18 protein-coding genes and 1 other annotated feature are annotated in these 20102 nt (G+C 42.5%); all 18 genes read right to left on the reverse strand.

What is annotated here, in order from left to right:
• Window positions 1-11: 11 nt before the first annotated feature.
• The 18 genes from infC to J7E52_RS16190 all read right to left on the reverse strand — a co-directional run bounded on the left by infC (window position 12) and on the right by J7E52_RS16190 (window position 19913).
• Entirely contained in the window at window positions 12-512 is a 501-nt protein-coding gene (infC, locus tag J7E52_RS16105; protein ID WP_034309072.1) for a translation initiation factor IF-3, read from the reverse strand.
• A gap of 98 nt (window positions 513-610) precedes the next feature.
• Window positions 611-747 (reverse strand) — a sequence feature (ribosomal protein L20 leader region).
• 125 nt (window positions 748-872) lie between these two features.
• Window positions 873-1367: a GNAT family N-acetyltransferase gene (locus J7E52_RS16110; RefSeq protein ID WP_214748458.1), complete on the reverse strand. Its 495-nt coding sequence runs from the start codon at window positions 1365-1367 to the stop codon at window positions 873-875.
• A gap of 45 nt (window positions 1368-1412) precedes the next feature.
• A complete protein-coding gene (locus J7E52_RS16115) occupies window positions 1413-1583 on the reverse strand; it encodes a hypothetical protein (protein WP_214748460.1) in 171 nt (56 codons plus the stop codon).
• A 103-nt stretch (window positions 1584-1686) separates the two neighbouring features.
• Complete coding sequence (gene thrS / locus J7E52_RS16120) at window positions 1687-3618, reverse strand: threonine--tRNA ligase (RefSeq protein ID WP_214748463.1); 1932 nt, start codon at window positions 3616-3618, stop codon at window positions 1687-1689.
• 389 nt (window positions 3619-4007) lie between these two features.
• Window positions 4008-4868 (reverse strand): sporulation protein YtxC, encoded by an 861-nt coding sequence (gene ytxC, locus J7E52_RS16125; protein WP_214748466.1) that lies wholly within the window; start codon window positions 4866-4868, stop codon window positions 4008-4010.
• A gap of 121 nt (window positions 4869-4989) precedes the next feature.
• Window positions 4990-5928 carry a primosomal protein DnaI gene (dnaI, locus tag J7E52_RS16130; protein ID WP_214748469.1) on the reverse strand — a complete coding sequence of 313 codons (939 nt, stop codon included), beginning with the start codon at window positions 5926-5928 and terminating at the stop codon, window positions 4990-4992.
• Window positions 5915-7327 (reverse strand): replication initiation and membrane attachment family protein, encoded by a 1413-nt coding sequence (locus J7E52_RS16135; RefSeq protein WP_309476898.1) that lies wholly within the window; start codon window positions 7325-7327, stop codon window positions 5915-5917. The genes dnaI and J7E52_RS16135 overlap by 14 nt, the downstream gene beginning before the upstream one ends.
• A 64-nt stretch (window positions 7328-7391) precedes the next feature.
• A complete protein-coding gene (gene nrdR / locus J7E52_RS16140) occupies window positions 7392-7853 on the reverse strand; it encodes a transcriptional regulator NrdR (protein WP_034309080.1) in 462 nt (153 codons plus the stop codon).
• A gap of 270 nt (window positions 7854-8123) precedes the next feature.
• Complete coding sequence (gene speD, locus J7E52_RS16145; protein WP_034311443.1) at window positions 8124-8504, reverse strand: adenosylmethionine decarboxylase; 381 nt, start codon at window positions 8502-8504, stop codon at window positions 8124-8126.
• Window positions 8505-8860: 356 nt separating this feature from the next.
• Window positions 8861-9898, reverse strand: a complete 1038-nt coding sequence (locus J7E52_RS16150) for a glyceraldehyde-3-phosphate dehydrogenase (protein WP_214748475.1) — start codon at window positions 9896-9898, stop codon at window positions 8861-8863.
• Window positions 9899-10057: 159 nt separating this feature from the next.
• Window positions 10058-10657 (reverse strand): dephospho-CoA kinase, encoded by a 600-nt coding sequence (gene coaE / locus J7E52_RS16155; protein ID WP_214748478.1) that lies wholly within the window; start codon window positions 10655-10657, stop codon window positions 10058-10060.
• A gap of 24 nt (window positions 10658-10681) precedes the next feature.
• Window positions 10682-11314, reverse strand: a complete 633-nt coding sequence (ytaF, locus tag J7E52_RS16160; protein WP_214748481.1) for a sporulation membrane protein YtaF — start codon at window positions 11312-11314, stop codon at window positions 10682-10684.
• 79 nt (window positions 11315-11393) lie between these two features.
• On the reverse strand, window positions 11394-12224 hold the full coding sequence (mutM, locus tag J7E52_RS16165; protein WP_214748483.1) for a DNA-formamidopyrimidine glycosylase: 831 nt from the start codon (window positions 12222-12224) through the stop codon (window positions 11394-11396).
• 19 nt (window positions 12225-12243) lie between these two features.
• Window positions 12244-14868, reverse strand: a complete 2625-nt coding sequence (gene polA, locus J7E52_RS16170) for a DNA polymerase I (RefSeq protein WP_214748486.1) — start codon at window positions 14866-14868, stop codon at window positions 12244-12246.
• Window positions 14869-14995: 127 nt separating this feature from the next.
• Window positions 14996-15928 (reverse strand): protease modulator HflC, encoded by a 933-nt coding sequence (hflC, locus tag J7E52_RS16175; protein ID WP_214748490.1) that lies wholly within the window; start codon window positions 15926-15928, stop codon window positions 14996-14998.
• Entirely contained in the window at window positions 15925-16959 is a 1035-nt protein-coding gene (gene hflK, locus J7E52_RS16180) for an FtsH protease activity modulator HflK (protein WP_214749030.1), read from the reverse strand. Before hflK ends, hflC begins: the two co-directional genes overlap by 4 nt.
• Window positions 16960-17418: 459 nt before the next feature.
• The gene (gene pnpS / locus J7E52_RS16185) at window positions 17419-19197 is read right to left on the reverse strand and encodes a two-component system histidine kinase PnpS (RefSeq protein ID WP_214748493.1); all 1779 of its coding nucleotides are present in this window, start codon (window positions 19195-19197) and stop codon (window positions 17419-17421) included.
• Entirely contained in the window at window positions 19194-19913 is a 720-nt protein-coding gene (locus J7E52_RS16190) for a response regulator transcription factor (protein ID WP_214748496.1), read from the reverse strand. Before J7E52_RS16190 ends, pnpS begins: the two co-directional genes overlap by 4 nt.
• Window positions 19914-20102 lie beyond the last annotated feature (189 nt).

The following is a 20102-nucleotide window of genomic DNA, read 5'->3' on the forward strand; positions in this document are numbered from 1 at the left end:
TTACTTTACAATTACTTTTCGTTTTTCGGTGCTAAGATAATGAACATGCTGCGCCCGTCCATTTTTGGGTGTTGCTCGATAGTAGCCACTTCTTTACATGCTTCAGAAAAACGAACGAGTACACGTTGACCAATTTCCTTATGCGTAATGGCACGTCCTTTGAATCGGATAGAAGCTTTTACTTTATCGCCTTTTTCAAGGAATTTAATACCGTTGCGAAGCTTCGTATTGAAATCATGTTCTTCAATCGTCGGGCTCAAACGAACCTCTTTCAGACTGATGACTTTTTGATTTTTACGTGCTTCCTTGTCTTTCTTTTGCTGCTCGAAGCGGTGTTTTCCGTAGTCCATGATCCGGGCTACCGGAGGCTTTGCATTTGCAGCAACTAAAACTAGATCAAGATTTACACGAGCGGCAATTTCCAATGCTTCGAATTTCGTTTTAATTCCAAGTTGTTCTCCGTTTTGGTCAATAAGACGAACTTCACGGGCTCGGATGCCCTCGTTTACCATCGCGTCTTTACTAATAGTTAGCCACCTCCAAAGATATTGGCGAATACGAATATTTGAATAAATTCGGTCACGCTCACAACTCGCTTACAGGATATAATCATAATAAAAAAGTGTGGATGCATGTTGCACCCACACTGATAGACTCATTCAGAAAGATCCAAATAATCAAATCATGACCTGTTAACTGCATTGTTTGCGTCAACCAGGTGAGAAGCGGGTGCTTCTTCTTTTCCTCAAACACGTATTCAATTCACTTTAGAAATATATCATAAACACAGATGACTTGTCAAATACTAATTTATTCGTTTTTCACAACAAAATTAATATTATCAGACATTCTGATATTTGACAATACGTTTTTTAAAGTAATTTGGACAAAAAATATTCATCATGATATTCCCCATCAAAAAACAGTGATTCCCGCTTTATTCCTTCCTTTTCAAAACCCATCTTTCTATATAAGGAAAGCGCAGGGGCATTGTTTGCAATCACGGACAATTCCAGGCGCCGGATTTTGTTTGTCCTTGCATGCTCCTCCATTTTCTGAAATAGCTTCGTACCGATGCCTTTTCCCCTGTCCTGTTCATTGATGCCGATGACGATTTTGGCTGAATGCCTCGTTCGGCCCAATTGATTGCCCAATAATATTAGGTAACCCTTCAGTTCCTGGCCGCTAGCAGCAACAAGGAAAATGGAAAGGGGATTTTTTTCGATTTGCTCCAATTGCTTTTCCACTTGTTTCCCCTTCGCTTTTCTTTCCCCAGGGTTGAACAGCATATACCCGGAATCTTCAACATGATTGAACAGAGCAGCCAAGTTACCCGCGTCTTCCCTTGAAGCCTTTCTAATCTCCATTCATCCCAACTCCCCCTTGGTTACAATCCATACTGACCGAAATCATCAAGAATTTTCTTTCGCCTTTTTCTTTTTCTCAATCGTCTCCCAAGAAAATAGGGCTATCCAAAAAAACAGGACCGGGACAATGGCATATTGTCGATAACCATCCAATAACAATAAGATGATGATGACAAGGAATGTCGGTCCGAATAAGTAAGTGAATTTCTTTTTCATGCTGACCCTCCTTTTCATTGCTGTACAATTTTCACATGATGGTTTCATTTTATCATGCCTTAATTAAAAAGAGGGACACAACTATGTGCCCCTCTTTTTGCTGTTAACGGCTTACTTCCGCTTTAATTGCTGAAACGAAATCTTCAAAAGCGATCGTTTCGGATTTTTGTTCACCGTATTTTCGTACATTCACGCTGCCTTCTTTGGCTTCATTGTCTCCAACAACCAGCATGTACGGGATTTTTTGCATTTGCGCTTCACGGATTTTGTAACCGATTTTCTCGTCACGTGTATCGAGATCGACACGAATGCCTTGCGCTTTAAGTTTTTCCTGTACTTCTTTCGCATAATCCAAGTGCACTTCAGGTGAGACCGGAATCACTTGTGCTTGGATAGGTGCCAGCCAAGTCGGGAATGCCCCCTTGTATTCTTCGATCAAGTAAGCGACAAAACGTTCCATTGTGGAAACGACGCCGCGGTGGATAACGACCGGACGATGCTGCTTGCCGTCCTCACCGACGTAATTAAGATCAAAACGTTCAGGAAGCAAGAAATCAAGCTGAACAGTGGAAAGCGTTTCATCTTTCCCTAATGCAGTACGTACCTGAACATCAAGCTTAGGACCGTAGAATGCCGCTTCACCTTCCGCTTCAAAGTAATCCAGACCAAGTTCATCCATGGCGCCTTTTAACATGCTTTGTGCTTTTTCCCACATGTCATCATCGTCGAAGTATTTTTCTGTATCCTGCGGATCGCGATAGGACAGACGGAATGAATAATCCTTGATATCGAAATCTTTATATACTTCCAGAACCAGGTTCACAACGCGCTTGAACTCTTCTTTGATTTGGTCGGGGCGAACGAAAATGTGCGCATCATTCAATGTCATCCCACGTACACGCTGAAGGCCGGAAAGGGCACCTGACATTTCATAGCGGTGCATCAAGCCTAGCTCGGCAATCCGGATTGGCAGTTCGCGGTAGCTGTGGATACTGTTTTTATAGACCATCATGTGATGCGGACAGTTCATCGGACGCAGGACAAGCTGTTCGTTTTCCATCTCCATGACTGGGAACATGCCGTCCTGGTAATGATCCCAGTGTCCAGATGTTTTATAAAGGTCCACACTACCCATTACAGGTGTGTAGACATGGTCATAACCCAAACGTTCTTCCTTGTCCACGATATACCTTTCGATTGTCCGGCGGATGGTCGCGCCTTTTGGCAACCACATCGGCAGCCCTTGTCCCACTTTTTGTGAGCTCATGAACAAGTTCAATTCTTTGCCGATTTTACGATGGTCACGTTCCTTGGCTTCTTCAAGGAAACGCAGGTGTTCGGCTAAATCTTCTTTTTTATAGAAAGCCGTACCGTAAATGCGTTGCAGCATTTTGTTTTTGCTATCGCCTCTCCAGTAGGCTCCAGCGATGCTCAAAAGCTTGAATTCTTTGATTTTCCCAGTTGATGGAACATGAATTCCACGGCAAAGGTCAAAGAATTCACCCTGCTCATAAAGCGTTACCTGCTGATCGGCAGGAATCGCATCGATTAATTCCAATTTATACTCGTCACCTATTTCTTTAAAACGGGAAATCGCTTCATCACGACTTACTTCAATGCGGGAAATTTCCAAGTTCTCGTTGACGATTTTCTTCATTTCTTTTTCAATCAATGGAAGGTCTTCGGGAGTCAATGATTCCTCCATATCCATATCATAGTAAAAGCCGCCCTCGATGACTGGCCCTACGCCGAATTTAGCGTTTTTGTATAAACGTTTGATCGCTTGTGCCATCAAGTGCGCTGTACTGTGACGCAATACTTCAAGAGCATCCGCTGTGTCCTGTGTGACGATTTCGATTGAACCATCTTGTTCAATCGGGCGTTTCAAATCATATAATTCACCATTGAATTTTCCGGCAATGGATTTTTTCCTTAAACCAGGACTGATGGATGCAGCGATGTCTTCAGTTGTTGTGCCTTTAGCAAACTCCTTAACCGCTCCGTCAGGAAAAGATATTTTCAGTAATTCTGACATTCAGTTTCACTCCTTCTTATTGTTCGAACAAATTACAGGTATTTGATTCCATTACAACACAAAAAAGCCCGCCCCTGTATAAAACAGGGACGAGCTTAGTAATAAATATCATTAACCCGCGGTTCCACCCTCGTTCCAGCTTGCTTTTCACGGCAAAATGGCACTTGTAACTTGGTAACGGCAGCTTCCCGTCAGCTCATATTCGCAGGATGCCTGCTTTCCGAGCCGAAGTTTAAAGGTGGTAAGTGTTCCATGCGAATAGGAAGCTTACAGCCTGTTGGCTCCCCTCTCTGATAATCGGCGACTAGAATACCCTTGTCCTCATCATAACTTTTAGTTTTTTAATAGTATGTAGGAAATTATAATTTGTTATACGGTGAAAATCAAGGTTAATTTTCTTTTTTCCACGAAAGATCATTCAAATGCATGGAAAATGACGAAAGTGGCAGGACAGTCGCCCGTTCTTCGAAAATCCTCGAAATGGTCTGGATCAGCCCTTCTTCCTTGTCATCGGTATAGATACACAAGTTTTCAGGAGCAATCGATAAAAGCGGGGCAAGTATCACCGTATCGAGAAAAAGTGAACTTTTGGCAAGTAGCCTCCTGTCGATCATACTATTGATTTTTTGACGGTCGAGCTTGCTGAACTTCTGATCATAGAAATGAAAACCATCCCGGTTGACCAGGTGTAGCTTTCTTAATTTCGACTCCTGCCCATGAAGGCAATCACGGAGCGTAGCAATGAAATTTTGATAGTCCTGCTCCAGCTTGTATTCATCAATCGCCTTGACGACATACTTTTCCAAAGTGTGCTGAAATGATTTTAAACGGAACGTCGTAAAAGAATCGAATGAAAAAGATACCTCTCCAGCCAAGATGCTTTGAAGTCCTTCCTCAATCAATCGTTTCTCCATACTGAATGCTTCATCTTGATTCCTGGCTCTTTCCACCTCGATGATTGATGATGCAATTTCAATGATGGCTTCAATTTCTTCCCGTTCCCTATAAAAAAATTTACCGACTATTATTTGCTCCAGAACAGGAAGCGTCTTTTCTTCCAATAAAAAAGAATGAAATGCATCACGAAGCAGGATTAGCCATTTATCACCTGAAGACTCCGTCATATCCACATGCATGCCTTGTTGTGGAAGAAATCGAATGTATGCTTGAAATTCTGCCCCCAATGGATGGACAGAAACGAAATTCAGTAATTTCAATGCCTCTGAATCGTTTTGAAACGAAATTTGCACTACGACATCCCCCCTTCCCCCTTGCTTCTTTTTTCATGTATATGGGAATGGGGACGTGTTTAGAAGTAGGATGGGCCTTGTAAGAAGAAAAAAGTGACCTCCTTTAAGAGACCACTTTTCTTCATCTTCTCCGATTCACGCCATCCAGCTTGACCGGCTCCGCTAAATATTGAATTCGTTCCAGTACCCTGGCCGCCTTCACTTCTTCCTTTTCACCACGCTGTGAAAAGGTAAGGTGGTTCTCCAGGCCATTCAAGTCAAAATTCGAAGTGAAAAACGTCGGCAGGTTTTCCAGCATCCTAAATTGCAAAATCGGACCAAAAACCTCATCGCGTCCCCAACTCGTCATGGACTCCGCTCCAATGTCATCCAGCATGAGGACAGGTGCCGTTTTCACCATTTCAATTTTTTCATTGACCGTATTATCACCTATCGATCCCTTAAGTTCCCTCAAGTAGTCAGGGACATAGACAATAAGGGAGGAAATTTGCCTTTTTGCAAGTTCATTGGCAATCGCACCTAATAAGTACGTTTTCCCAACACCGAATTTCCCATATATATATAAGCCTTTTTGCCTTTTACCTGGCTCATATTCCATAATGAACGACATCGCATTACTTAAAACAGCCAAGCGTTTGTTTTCATTATCCGTTTGGGTAAAGTCTTCAATGCTCGCCTTTAAAATATCCTTCGGTACATACAGGCTGCGGATCAACTTTTCCCGTTTCCGCTTTTCATCCTCTGCCAATTTCCGCGGGCAGACTTCATAATGCAGGTTCAGGGCTTTCCCTTGAACCACCAATTTGGGATAATACCCTTGCATCATATTGATGCAGCCATCCAAGCTCGGACATTTATCACATTTATTGCTTTGTGAAGTGAACTCATAAAGCTTCCCCAAGTTTTTATCAATCATTTCCTTCGTGACCGTCGAGCTGTTGGCATTCATAAATAACCGCACCTGTTCGTTTTCAAAAATCTCCTGTTTCAGCTTTTCATAACGCTGTTGAAATTGATTTGTATTGGCCAATTTATTTAGGGACCTATTAATCTTTTCCATCGTTCATTTCACCTCCTGCTTTCCACTGCTTCCATTTCTCCAGAAGCTCGCGTTTCTGGGCATCCAATTCAGGCTGATCCGCATTCTGCTCCTGCTGTGCTTCTTCTTTTTTCTCAAGCCACTCCGGAACCACTTCTTCCCGTATCGCCTTTTTCCGGCTGCCCTTCGCAGCATTCCTGCTTCCTTGAGCCCAGTCCTGATATTTCCGGTGTTCATTTTTAGCCAGTTCCATCGCCTCGACGACCGTGGAGACCTTCAGCCGTGCCCAATGGCCCGCCAGCTTTTCCACATAACCCTTCGTGAACTTCATATCCGTTTTGAGCATGACATATTCAATCAATACATTGACGACACCCGGATTCAGCTTTTGATTGATCATCACGCCCTCAACCACTTTCAAATCACCGCTTGATGGCTCTGCACCGCCAGACAATTGCATCAGCCGCTCCCTTGGAGAAATCGTCTCCAAATGACGGATTAACTCTTGTTCCTGTGTTTTCGGTTCTTCTTTTTGTGTCCGTTCACGAATCGGCTGCACCCGATTGACAAGGGAAGGCATATCGGCCTGCCGCTCGATCTGGTACCAATCCCTTGCTGCCTTTCTGAGCACTTCCTCATCGATCTCATCATCCAATGAAACGGCATCCATTACTAGTTTTTGCATTTCAAGCGGATCGATGCCATATAAAAAAGCAAGTTTGGCAATCGTACTTTTTATTTTCGGGGTAAAGGCCTTTTTCGGTACGATCGAGGATTTAATCCCGGCAAATAAAAGGTCAAAATCAAATAAGTCATCAAACCCCGATGGCTCGACGCCTTCCGTCCGATCGATGAATTGCTGTTCAGGCATCGGTTGCCATTCATTTTTCGCTTCATCCGTTACATATAAAGAGTCCAAATGATCTGATGAGAACACTTCCGCAAAAGATTTAGTCACACCTTCATATTGATCGGTCAAGATATGGTCATCACAAAAGAATCTCTTTAACCGGTTGAATTGCGCTTTACCGATTTTTTTGTATAAGTAAATATTCAGCATTCCGTCCGTGAAAAACTGCTGGGGGGAAAGCGGCGGGTTTAACTCATAGATGAATTCCTTCGTTTCATTTTTCGATTTCTTATATACATTCAACAGACCGATTCCCTCAAGTAAAAGGCGTGCTTCGTAAATATCACCTAACTTAAGGCCGATGGTATTCATTAATTGATAATGTGAGGAGGTTTCCGACCATAGCCTGTTTTCCTCCAACTCACTCCATAACGTCATATATAGGCTAATGCAGATAGGTCCAATAAGAGGTTGATATAGTCGGGTAAGTATTTTCCGATCATAATCATGAAGCAGCCCCGCAGATGAGACCAAATATGAATCAGCTGGGAGCAATTCTTGCCAATGCATTGACATCTCCATTCAAACCTTTCAAAAGATGTAGTGAAAAAAGAGCCAAAGTGAATCTTCAGCTCTACTTTCTTTCTTTATTTATCAAATCTTTCAATTCATCGATAAAGACATTGATATCTTTAAATTGTCGATAGACGGATGCGAACCTTACATATGCAACCTCATCGACTTCTGCCAGCTTGTCCATCACCATTTCGCCGACACTGTCGCTTTTCACTTCCGATATGCCCTGGTTGCGTAGTTCTTTTTCTACATAACTGGTAATTTGCTCCAGTTCTTTCAAGGGAACCGGACGTTTTTCGCAAGCCCTGATTAAGCCACGCAGGATTTTATCACGACTGAACTCTTCCCGTGTCCCGCCCTTTTTCACTACAATGAGCGGTGTTTCCTCCACCTTTTCAAATGTCGTGAATCGAAAACCACATGCCTCACATTCACGGCGTCGTCGAATCGATTTACTTTCATCGACTGGCCTGGAATCGAGCACTCTTGTTCCGTTATATTGACATGATGGGCATTTCATCATTATCAGCTCCGTATTTTATGTAGGACTCCCCTATCTAAATGTTCCCCAAGGAATTACTTCTCTATCTTAATCTTATATTAAAAGGAACGGCCAGTACAAGTAAAAAGTGTAACTTCCGGCACCAGGCACTTTTTGTTCTGCCCTTGAAGCACCGTTGTCAAAGTCTTCGTGCTACAAGGTCTTCCTCCCCTATAAAGTGAAGCGGACTGCCGATTGATTGCATTAAAAAAGAGATGCACCCATGGCATCTCTGTGTATACGTGTTTTTTATAGGGCACTTATATTGGCTTTTTTCATTTGTACAGGACCTAATCCACGTGGCAATTCTATGTTTTCACGTGTTTGCGCATTCAAAGCTTCTGCAATATAATCTGCCGCAATATTCGGATCCAAGTTACCGCATGTATAGACATCAATGCTCGCATAGCCGTGTTCTGGAAAACTGTGAATCGTTAAGTGTGATTCAGAAATGATGACAACCCCGCTGACTCCTTGTGGAGCAAATTTGTGAAAGGCAACTTCTCGTACCTCTGCACCTGATTTCAAAGCAGCATCAACAAAAATCTTTTCAATTAAATCGATATTGTTCAGTTTTTCAAAGTCACAACCCCAAAGTTCAGAAATGACGTGTCTACCCATAGTTTCCATAGTGTAAGCTGTTTCCATATTAAGCTTCCCCCTTACCATGATTTAAAAATAAGTTCTGATAACTACCACGGGGGAAAGTTAGTCCAAAGAGGTCCTAACCCTTTAAGTAGCCATCATGCAAACCGCTTTTGAAGAAGTTCACGATTCATAGTATATATGGTTTGAATTTTTTTTGCAACTCCAAATTGAATTTTTGGAAAGATAAACTTTATATGTAATAGAGATATAGCGAAGGTTCCAATGTGGGGGGAATTATGTTTTCGGGATTATTCAGCGCCTTAAAGCAGACAGGAAGTGATGGATCACTGCATTAAAAACTAGCCCGCTAAAAAATTTTAGCAGGCTCGATTTTTTCATTATTTTACTGATAACTCGACTTCGGAAGTTTTTTTCAACTCGGAGCCAACCAATTTCACAAGATCCACTACCCGGTTGGAGTAACCCCACTCATTATCATACCATGCAAGCACTTTCACTTTCCTGTCCCCGATCATCATCGTCGTCAACCCATCGATGATTGCAGAGTGTGGATTCGTTTTGAAATCACTGGAAACTAAAGGTTCCATCGTGAATTCCATGATTCCTTTAAGTTCATTTTCTGAAGCATCGATGAAAGCTTGGTTCACTTCATCAATCGTGACATCACTGTTTAAATCCACAACAAGATCGACTAAAGATACGTTAGGTGTCGGTACGCGTATCGCCATTCCATGAAGCTTGCCTTTTAATTGCGGCAACACTAGTGAGATGGCTTTTGCAGCTCCTGTAGTCGTAGGAATCATGCTTTCCGCAGCGGCACGGGCACGTCTCAAGTCTTTGTGCGGGTTATCGATATTATTTTGGTCATTTGTATAAGAATGTATCGTTGTCATTAAACCGTTGTTTATGCCGAATTTTTCATCAAGCACTTTTGCAACCGGTCCAAGGCAGTTCGTTGTACAAGATGCATTGGATATGACGAAATGCTTGTCAATTTCCAGCACTTCCTGATTTACTCCCATTACAATGGTAACGTCTTCATTTTTACCCGGGGCTGATAATATAACTCTTTTTGCTCCTGCTTCTAAATGAAGAGCCGCTTTAGAACGATCATTGAATTTGCCAGTGGCTTCAATTACAATATCTATGTTCATCTCTTTCCAAGGCAATAGCTTTGGATCGCGGTTATTTATTAGTTTTACTCGGCGGCCATTCACTACTAGTGAATCATCTTCAGCTATAATGATACCGTCGAATTTACCATGTATCGTATCATATTTTAGTAAGTGTGCTAAAGTTTCAGCTGGATAGCTTGCATTAATGGCAACAATGTCCAAACTTTCATCTAATATGGCCTTTCGGAAAACCATTCTTCCAATTCTCCCAAATCCGTTAATCGCTATTCTTGAATTCATTGTTCGGACCCTCCAGAAAATATTAGTGTTATACTTATTACCTTTCACATGTAATTAGTATAACATAATTCAAGGGAATTGTGCTAATAAAAATGCGGATTGTTCTTATTTTTTCAACATAAAAAGAAGAAACCGGGCGGTTTCTTCTTTTTATCATAATTATATGACATACCATTCGCTAAGTATGGACTTCACTTGCCTCTTCGTTTCATTAATGTCCCCATTATTATCGATGACGGCATCCGCCAATGCCTTTTTATCGGCCAAGGGCATTTGCGAATTGATCCTGGCAAGTGCCTCCGTCTCCGAAAGACCATTCCTGTTCATTAATCGCTGCAATTGAACTTGCTCATCCACATAGATCAAAAGCGTCTTATCCACCATGAATGTCAGCTTGCTTTCGAATAGGAGCGGAATATCCATGAACACCGTTTCTTCCCCTGATGATAGTGCCGCTTCCGTTTTGAGTCGCATCCAATTTCTGACGGCAGGATGCACGATGCTATTCAATAGCAATCTCTTTTCTTGATCATTAAATATGATCGACCCAAGCTTTACGCGATCTATATTCCCATCCGTCAATAAGATATCTTCACCAAATGCCTTCACAACTTGATGATAGGCTTCTTCACCTGGCTCAACGACAGCACGGGAAGCCAGATCTGCATCTACAATCGTGAATCCGAGTTCCTGTAAATAGAGGCTGACACTGCTTTTCCCACTGGCGATGCCTCCGGTGATTCCGATGATTTGTCCCATAAGCTCCCCCTTTTAAACCATGTATCATAACTTGAATATACCAATGATAATCAATAGTACACCTGGAAGAAAGGTCAAATGCTGGACAACTTTATTATTTGAAAGCATTTTCCCGCTTTGAATTCCGCTCCAAATGAAAATCGAACTCATAACCGCGATGCACCCTGCGAGGATAATCGGTGAAATGCCGATCATAGCCGCTCCAACTCCGGCCCCGAAAGCATCCAGCGAAAGTGCAAACCCGAGAACAAGCGCTTCAACACCCGTAATCGTGCCTGATTTATCAAAATCGGCATTCAATGGTTTTTGTAAAATATTAATGACTACCCCAAGTGATTTAATTTCAAAATTGAAGATGATCTTTTCATGATATCTATCATCTTTCAGATCTTTTTCAGGCTTAAAATACTGATATACCATCCAGGCACCAAGAAAAATGAGGATGATGCCACCCGTTTTTTCAGCCGCCCCGATAGATATGAGCTGACTGATGAATTGTCCGATGACCATCGCTATACCTAAACTCAATGCAGAACAAAATGAGATGACCGCTATTGACCTTAAGGGGATTTTCATCTTCCGCATACCGAATGTCAAACCTACGCCAAATCCGTCAATACTAACTGCAAAAGCGAGAAAAATAATTTGTAGCCACATCGGAATATTACTCCTTCCCTACTCGTTGCTACCCTAGTATATGGAAGGAGCCCATCCGATGTGTTTGAAATAACATTACCTATTTAAGCGGCTGGCATAACGGGCAAATATGTGTACCGCGTCCTGCAACAACCAGTTTCTCAAGCGGCGTGCCGCATGTTTTGCAGTTCTCGCCTTTTCGTCCATAAACATTCAGTTCCAACTGAAACATGCCGATTTGCCCTTGGGAATTGATGTAAGAACGAATTGTACTTCCGCCTTTTTCCACAGCTTCACCTAAAGTCGCAATGATTTCTGCATGCAACGTCTTGATTTCCTGCAATGAGAGTGAAGAAGCGATTCTCTCCGGATGGATACCGGAACGGAATAACGACTCGTCCACATATATATTTCCAATCCCGACGACAACCGTTTGATCAAGGAGAACGGGCTTGATTTTCCTGTTGGTTCTTGCCAACTTGCTACTTAGCCCCTCGACAGTAAAATCTTCAGACAAAGGTTCAGGCCCTAAATGCAACAGAGGCAGCCGATCAAGTTCTTCCCCTTTGGCAAATAGATGCATCGTTCCGAATTTCCGGACATCCCTGTATCGAAGTTCACTGCCATCCGTGAAAGTGAAGATCACATGGGTATGCTTATCATACGGCTCTTCTTTTGGATGCACGCCGTATTTCCCCTCCATCCTTAAATGCGAAACCATCGAATAATCATCCAAGGTGAAAATGAGGAACTTGCCCCGACGGCCTATTCCCCTTATCGTCTGCCCCTTTAAAGCATCCTGAAACTGTTCGACAGGTTCAGGAGCTTTAATGATCTTTGGCCAGAAGACGGACACTTCCTTGATCTCTTTTCCGAGTATGAGCTGCTCTAACGTTCTTCTGACTGTTTCCACTTCTGGAAGTTCTGGCATTGCAATCACCTATCTTTTATTATTTGGCATCATACCATGTTGGCCCGAAAGCATAATCCACTTTAAGGGGCACGTTCAATTCAATGGCATTTTCCATTTCCTCCGGAACGATCACTTTAAGGATTTCCAGTTCCTCAGGAGGAGTTTCAAAAATCAATTCATCATGCACCTGAAGAAGCATTCTCGTTTTAAGTCCTTCACTTTTCAGGCGCTTATTCATATTTATCATGGCAAGCTTGATGATATCCGCGGCGCTGCCTTGAATCGGCGTGTTCATTGCTGTCCGTTCGGCAAAGCTCCTGATGTTGAAATTCCTGCTTGTTATCTCAGGTATATAGCGCCTTCTTTGCATCAGAGTCGTGCTATATCCTTTTTGACGGGCCTCATGTATGCTTTCTTCCATATATTCCTGAACACCAGGAAAGCTTCTTAAATACTTCTCGATGAACTCTCCAGCTTCTTTTCTCGTGATGCCAAGACTTTGCGATAGCCCGTAATCACTTATGCCATAAACGATTCCGAAGTTGACCGCTTTGGCATGGCGCCTCATGTTCGAAGTGACTTCCTCTGCCGATACATGGAACACATCCATGGCTGTCTTTGTATGAATGTCCATCCCGGCCTGGAACGCTTCCACCAATCCGCTGTCATTGGCGATATGTGCCAGAACGCGTAACTCGATCTGGGAGTAGTCGGCAGCAAAAATGATCCAATCCTTTTCGGAAGGAATGAAGGCCTGCCTGATTTTCCTGCCTTCTTCCAGTCTGATCGGGATATTCTGCAGATTGGGATCTGTAGAGCTTAACCGGCCTGTCTGGGTCAATGCTTGGTTGAACCGGGTGTGCACCTTGTCCGTTTTGCCATTGACCACTTTAAGCAACCCTTCAATATAAGTGGATTGCAACTTACCAAGCTGGCGATACAATAGTATCTCCTTGACGATATCATGCTTGCTCTCCAATTTTTCCAGCACATCGGCTGAAGTCGAATAACCTGTTTTGGTTTTCTTCATGACAGGAAGCTCCAACTTTTCAAACAGGATGGCCCCAAGCTGTTTAGGTGAATTGATATTGAACGCCTCACCAGCCAAATCAAAAATTCGTGCTTCGATGTTTCTTAAGCGAATGGCTAATTCCTGTCCCATGTTTTTCAGTCGGCCTATATCCACCTTGATCCCCTGCCATTCCATATTGGCCAGGATGATCGACAGTGGCAGCTCCAGTTCCGTAAATAGGTGAAATTGCTCGAACTCTTGCAGCTTATCAATCATCGGTGCTTTCAGAGACAGGATCGCCTTCGCTTTTCTGGCGATATGCTCCCTCAATTCCGCTTCCTCAGGTATTTTGCGTTTTGCACCTTTTCCATAAAAAACATCATCCGTTTCAAGGCGGATAGCACCTTGAGTTTTCGTGATTTCTGCAACTTCGTCCACTGACTCCGCCGGATCCAGGATATAGGATGCCAAAAATACATCAAAATCGATGCCTTTTATGTCGACTCCTCGATGACGCAGTGCAACAACCGTACGCTTCGCATCAAAAACCGTTTTCTTTTTTGTTTCATCCTCTGCCCAGGATTTAAAGGCCCCGGAACTCAGAGCATCATCTCCATGGAAGTAAAAGTGACCTTGTTCATTACTGATGGCAATCCCTATTATATCGGCACGATGATAATTATCTTCTAAAATTTCAACATACAAAGCACTTTCATCTGTAAACATTCCTTCTGTCATTTCAGAAGTATGCACCTCTATCTTCTCCTGTTCAATCGGTGCACTTTCCGTTACATCCAATTTATCAAGCAAAGTCGAAAAGCCAAGCTCTTTATAGAATGAAATGACTCGATCCTGATCCATGCCAGTATACTCGGTCTCGTTTACGGAAACTTCAAGCGGCGCTTCCCTCGTTATTGTAGCCAGCTCTTTGCTTAATAGGGCCAGGTCTTTATGTTCTTCTATTTTCTCTTTCAATTTTTGTCCGCTTACCTCATCAATCGACTGCAAAAGGTTTTCAACCGTTTCAAATTGATGCAATAATTTAAGGGCAGTCTTTTCACCAACACCCGGAATACCGGGAATATTGTCCGAGGCATCTCCCATCAGCCCTTTTAAATCAATGATTTGCAATGGGGATAGACCGTATTTTTCATGTATATGCTTTGGGGTGTACTCCTCAATTTCAGTAATCCCCTTTTTCGTGATGGAAACCGTCGTACTAGGGGAGGATAATTGCGTTAAATCCTTATCACCGGAAATGACCTTCACTTCAAAACCATCTTTTTCCGCTTGCAAAGACAGCGTACCGATAATATCATCGGCTTCGTAGTTCTCCAGTTCATACCTTTTTATTTGAAAACAATCAAGCAGCTCGCGAATGAAAGGGAATTGCTCCGATAATTCTGGCGGCGTTTTTTGGCGCCCACCCTTATATTCTTTGAATGATGCATGTCTGAATGTCGTTTTACCCGCATCGAATGCCACAAGTATGTGCGTTGGCTTTTCTTCTTCAAGAATGCGGTTAAGCATCATGGTGAATCCGTACACGGAATTCGTATGGACCCCCTTATCATTATTCAAGAGCGGAAGCGCAAAAAACGCACGGTATGCAATGCTGTTTCCATCTATGAGTACTAACTTTTTATCCAAATCCGTCTTCCTCCAGTCATACAGGTTTATGTAGTTATAGCTTCTATATAAAAACGCAAAAAGCCGTTCATTTTCTTTCTCTATTCTACCATGAGTAGAAGCGGAAAGAAAAATGACGGCATCAAGGTTATTTAGTATTTCCCATTAACAAGCTGGCATAAGGGGAATCCGAAGGCAGAACGATGACCGTTTGATCTCCGATCGTTTTTTTGTAGGATTCAAGAGTCCGGTATAGTTTATAGAATTCGGGGTCTTTGGAAAACGACTTATTATAGATTTTCGCTGCTTCCCCTTCACCTTCAGCCCTGATCACTTCTGCATCAGCCTCTGCAGTAGAGAGCAATTCTTTCACTTTCCGATCAGTATCCGCAATGATCCGGTTTTTCTTCGCATCACCCTTGGATAGGTATTCTTGCGCTTTCGATTCCCGCTCGGATATCATCCTCTTGAAGACTGATGCTTCGTTTTCGGCGGGCAGGTCAGTCCGCTTTATCCGGACATCCGTCAAGCTGATGCCATAACTGTCCTTTTGCAGCAAATCGTTGACTTTTTCCGTTATGCGGTCGTTTAAACTTCCCCTGGATGACTTCTCATCATTGATGATCTCATCATAATTCAGCTGGCCCAGCTCTGAACGAACTGCCGAATAGATGAACTCTTCCATTTTCGTTTCGGCATTCTCAAGTGTCCTTGCATTTGTAATCAATTTCTTCGGATCTTCTATTCTCCAAACTGCATAGTTATCGATCAGCATCCGCTTTTTATCTTTTGTATTGATTTCCGCTTCGGAAACATCAGAAGTCATCTGATACTTCGGCAAGGTCATGATACTCTGAATGAAAGGCACCTTCGCCTTTAATCCCGGGGTCTTATCGATCCTTACCACCTCACCGAATTGGCGGACGACTTTGTATTCGCCCTCTTTGACGATATATACATTGGTGAAGATGATTAGCAGCAACACGATGAAAATAATCAGGAAGATGCCGATTCTCACATAGCCCCTCCAATGAAAATCCCCTTTTTTCAACTCAGAGAAATCTATTATTTTTCCGCTCATTGTTTAGTGCCCCCTTCCCCTGTCGCTTTTTCTTCCGATGCATTCCCTTTTTTCGTTTCTTCTTCAGGTATAGTGGCTTCATCAGGGGCAGGCGTTTTTTTCGTTTCTTCCTTTTCAAGCGAGCGGAGCGGCAAGTACTTCATTGTGTTTCCATCATCATTCATAATATAAATCTCTGCATTCGGCAATACTTCCTCAAGGGTCTCAATAATAAGACGGTCCTTCGTAATCCCCTTATTGCCCTTATACTCACTGAGTAATTTTTCAAAGACCGCTACATCCCCGCGGGCAGCTTCCGTACGGGCAGCTTTATCCCCATTAGCCTGTGAAATGAGAGCATCTTTTTCCCCTTCCGCTTCATTCATACGCTTATTTTCATATTTATCCGCTTCGTTGATTTTCGTATTCGCCGTTTCCCGGGCATCCGTTACATTGGTAAATGCTTTCCGCACTTCCTCATTCGGTAACTCCACGTCCTGGAGTTTAACAGCAGATATGGAAATCCCGACATCATATTTCTCCATTAGCTGTGACAATAGATCGCGTACATCCGCTTCGATTTGCGCTTTACCAGATGTAAGGGCATCATCGATTCTCGTGCTGCCGATAATGCTCCGTAATGCAGCTGAAGTCGTATCGTATAATATTTTTTCTGGATCATCCGCATTGTATAGATATTTTGGAGGGTCTGTGATTTTCCACTGAACCACTAGGTCGGCCAGCACAATATTTTCATCACCCGTAATCATTTTGGTCTCACTCGGGTAATCCGTCACCTCTCCATCCTCTTCCTTATATCCAAATTTAAGGCTGAATGTTTCTTTGGATAATTTCTCGACCGATTGAATGGGCCAAGGCAGTTTAAAGTGAAGTCCTGGTTCCGTTATCGTCTCCTCCACTTTACCAAACGTCATTATGACAGCTTGATCGGATTCATCAACAGTGTACCAGGTCGATATCGCAACTACACCTAAAATTAAAAGAAAAAAGACAAGTCCTGTGATCGTATATATCCTTTTTAAGCTAACGATATGTATCACCCCTTCTTTGCAGTTATATCTTATTTACGCAAGAAAGGGCCTAAAGTTTCATGAAAATCAAATATTTTCCTAGAAAAATAGGATAGAGGAATGGTTCCCGGGGAATATAGCCAAAATTAAAGACAGAGACTATGTCTCTGTCTACTGTTTTTTAAGGCTTTTGTACAATTTGAACGTTGATTGGAACATAGGACACTCGCTTTCCGCGGGCAGTCCGCCCTTTACGCCTTCGGGGTCTCCTTGGACGGGCTTTCCTACAGGAGTCTCGCCCACCTGTTCCAATAATCAACTTTGCTTTAATATTTAGATTGAACTGCCACAAAATCAAACAGAGACTATGTGTCTCTGTCAATGTTTAACTCCTTGGATGAGGGGTTGTACAACCATTGTACCCCTGCATTATGAAGTCCGTTTTAAGGAATTGTAAAGGACATGTAAATAAGAAACCCGCTACATTTTTCCTTTTAAGCTTTTATTTAAAGTGACTGTAAAAGTCGTCCCGGTTCCAGGAGTGCTTTCCACGTTGATTTTACCTTTATGGACTTCTATTATATGTTTAACAATTGCCAGTCCAATGCCCGTACCTCCTGAATCGCGGCTCCTGGCCTTATCGATCCGGTAAAACCGTTCAAAAATCCTGGGCAGTTCTTTTTCTTCGATGCCGATCCCGCTGTCTTGAACTGCTATATCGACCGTCTGTTCATTTTCAATGATATCAACGGAGACCCTGCCGCCATTTGGTGTATAGGTCAATGCGTTCGTAATCAAATTGATGAAAACCTGTTTGATCCTGTCAGATTCCCCTTCAATGAATACTGGTTCCGGTGATGTTTTAATTTCAAGGGATACTTCTTTTTCCTTCAGCTTGCCTATAAGCATCTCTTGTATTTCGCCAAGTACTTTCGTAATATCCACGACCCCTGCGTTTAAAACGAATTCCTGTTGCTCCATTTTGGATAAATTCAGAAGCTCCTGAATGAGTTCTTGCAGCCGATCACTTTCTTTCAGGATAATCGATAAAAAGTGCTTTAAGGTCTTTTCGTCTTTTAAGGCGCCATCTAACAATGTTTCAGAAAAGCCTTTAATAGAAGTGATCGGGGTTCTCAATTCATGTGACACATTCGCCACGAAATCCTTCCGCATCTGCTCGAGCCTTTTCAATTCGGTGATATCATGGAAAATGAGGAGGATCCCCTTCCATTCATCATGATTCCCAATAATGGGAGCCCCGTAAATCTCAAAATGCTTACGTTCTATGGCAAGCGGTATTTTCACCTGTCGTTTTATCGTTTTTTCCGTTCGAAAGATCTCTTCGATGATGGCTATCACTTCCTGATCTTTAATGACCGAATAATATTCCTGAAACAAAAACGTAGCGGCGTTCACATGGAAACTTTTCTTGAATTCCCGGTTGATTAAGGTGGTATACCCTTTACTGTCTATCAGCAAGACTCCACTACCGATATTTTCAACAAGTGCTTCCAAACGATCCTGATTCATTTCCCTCGCTATTTCTGTTTCCTGAAGATTCCTCGCCAATATGTTCAGGGAAGTTGTCAGCATTCCCGTTTCATCGGAATGCCGCCCGAATGTCCGGGTTCCGTAATTCCCTTTTGCCAGTTCAATGGCTGCCATCGTCGCCTCTTCGATCGGACGGGTATAATATGAAGTGATTTTGCTCGCAAGCATGAGAATGATGATCAAGGCAACCCCTAGACAAATGATCAATATTTGCCACATTTGTTTATTCACTTGATGGATGGCCTCTATTTCATTGCTATGAACGACAAAGCCTTCAATCTCGCCATCCTTTTCAACCGTCTTCCAATAATAATGGAGGTCCGATTCCCCTTCGACCACTTCATACCCTTCCCCATGCTTAAGCCCTTTTTCCAAAGTTATTTTACGAAGGACATTGGCATGGCTTTTAAGTATTTCATTGGATGATGTGGAATCGTATAATATTTCCCCACTCGTGGAAAGAATGGTTAAATTCGAATCTAAAAGGGGTGTCAGTTTTTCCGTTTTCCCTTTTTCCAAAAAGGACTCGATCCCGCCATGCTCCTGAATATATGTAGAAATGAAAAATGTTTCGTTCTGTATACGCTCATTGAACGTTTTAATATAATAACTTTTGAACAAGTGTCCTAATAAAAAGCCCACGGCCATCAGGACGACCATCACCAATGTGATGAGGGTATATAAGAGCTTTTTACGATAGGTGGTCATTCTTTTTTAGGCTCCTCAAGCTTATACCCCAAGCCCCTTATCGTTTTAATATAGAGAGGTTTTTTTGTATCCTTCTCTATTTTTTCACGAAGATGGCTAATATGGACATCGACGATTCGTGAGTCTCCCGCGAAATCATAATTCCATACCGCACTGAGCAGTTGGTCCCTAGTCAGCACTCTTCCTTTATTCTTCGCCAAGTATAAAAGTAATTCAAATTCCTTTGGAGTCAATTCTAATTGCTGTTCATCAAAGAATGCTTCGTATCGTTCCGGGAACACTTTCAATTCCCCTAATTTCAAGAGACCATCTTCCTGATCCTGACTTGACTCACTGCCGTTCGATTGAAACTGGGATCTTCTTAATATGGCTTTAATCCGGGCCACTACCTCCCTTGGACTAAATGGCTTGGTCAAGTAATCATCCGCCCCAAGTTCAAGTCCCAGCACTTTGTCAAATTCATCGTCCTTAGCTGTCAGCATCAAGATCGGTATATTGATTTTTTGCTGGCGAAGCTGCTTACATACTTCAAGCCCATCCATTTTTGGCAGCATCAAATCCAATACCACTAAATCGGGGCGTATATCCACGGCAGCCTCCAGCCCTTGTTCTCCATCCAAAGCTGTGATTACCGAATAGCCTGCTTGTTCTAAATTGTACTGAAGTAAGGTAACTATTGATTGTTCATCATCCACTACGAGAATTTTCTTTGACATTAGATCCTCCTGATTATGTATTACCCCAAAGACCAATTTCTCGGTCTACTCATCCAATTCCATTATAAAGAATATTATATGAAATTTACACATAAAAAAACGGAAAGAAAGTTATTCCTATCTTCAGCAGGGAGATTATAAACCTCCGGATAGTTCCAGCGTCTTTTAAGCGGATTAAAAAACTGCCCG

This window comes from Bacillus sp. ISL-34 (genome assembly GCF_018613325.1).
Taxonomy (GTDB): Bacteria; Bacillota; Bacilli; order Bacillales; family DSM-1321; genus Peribacillus.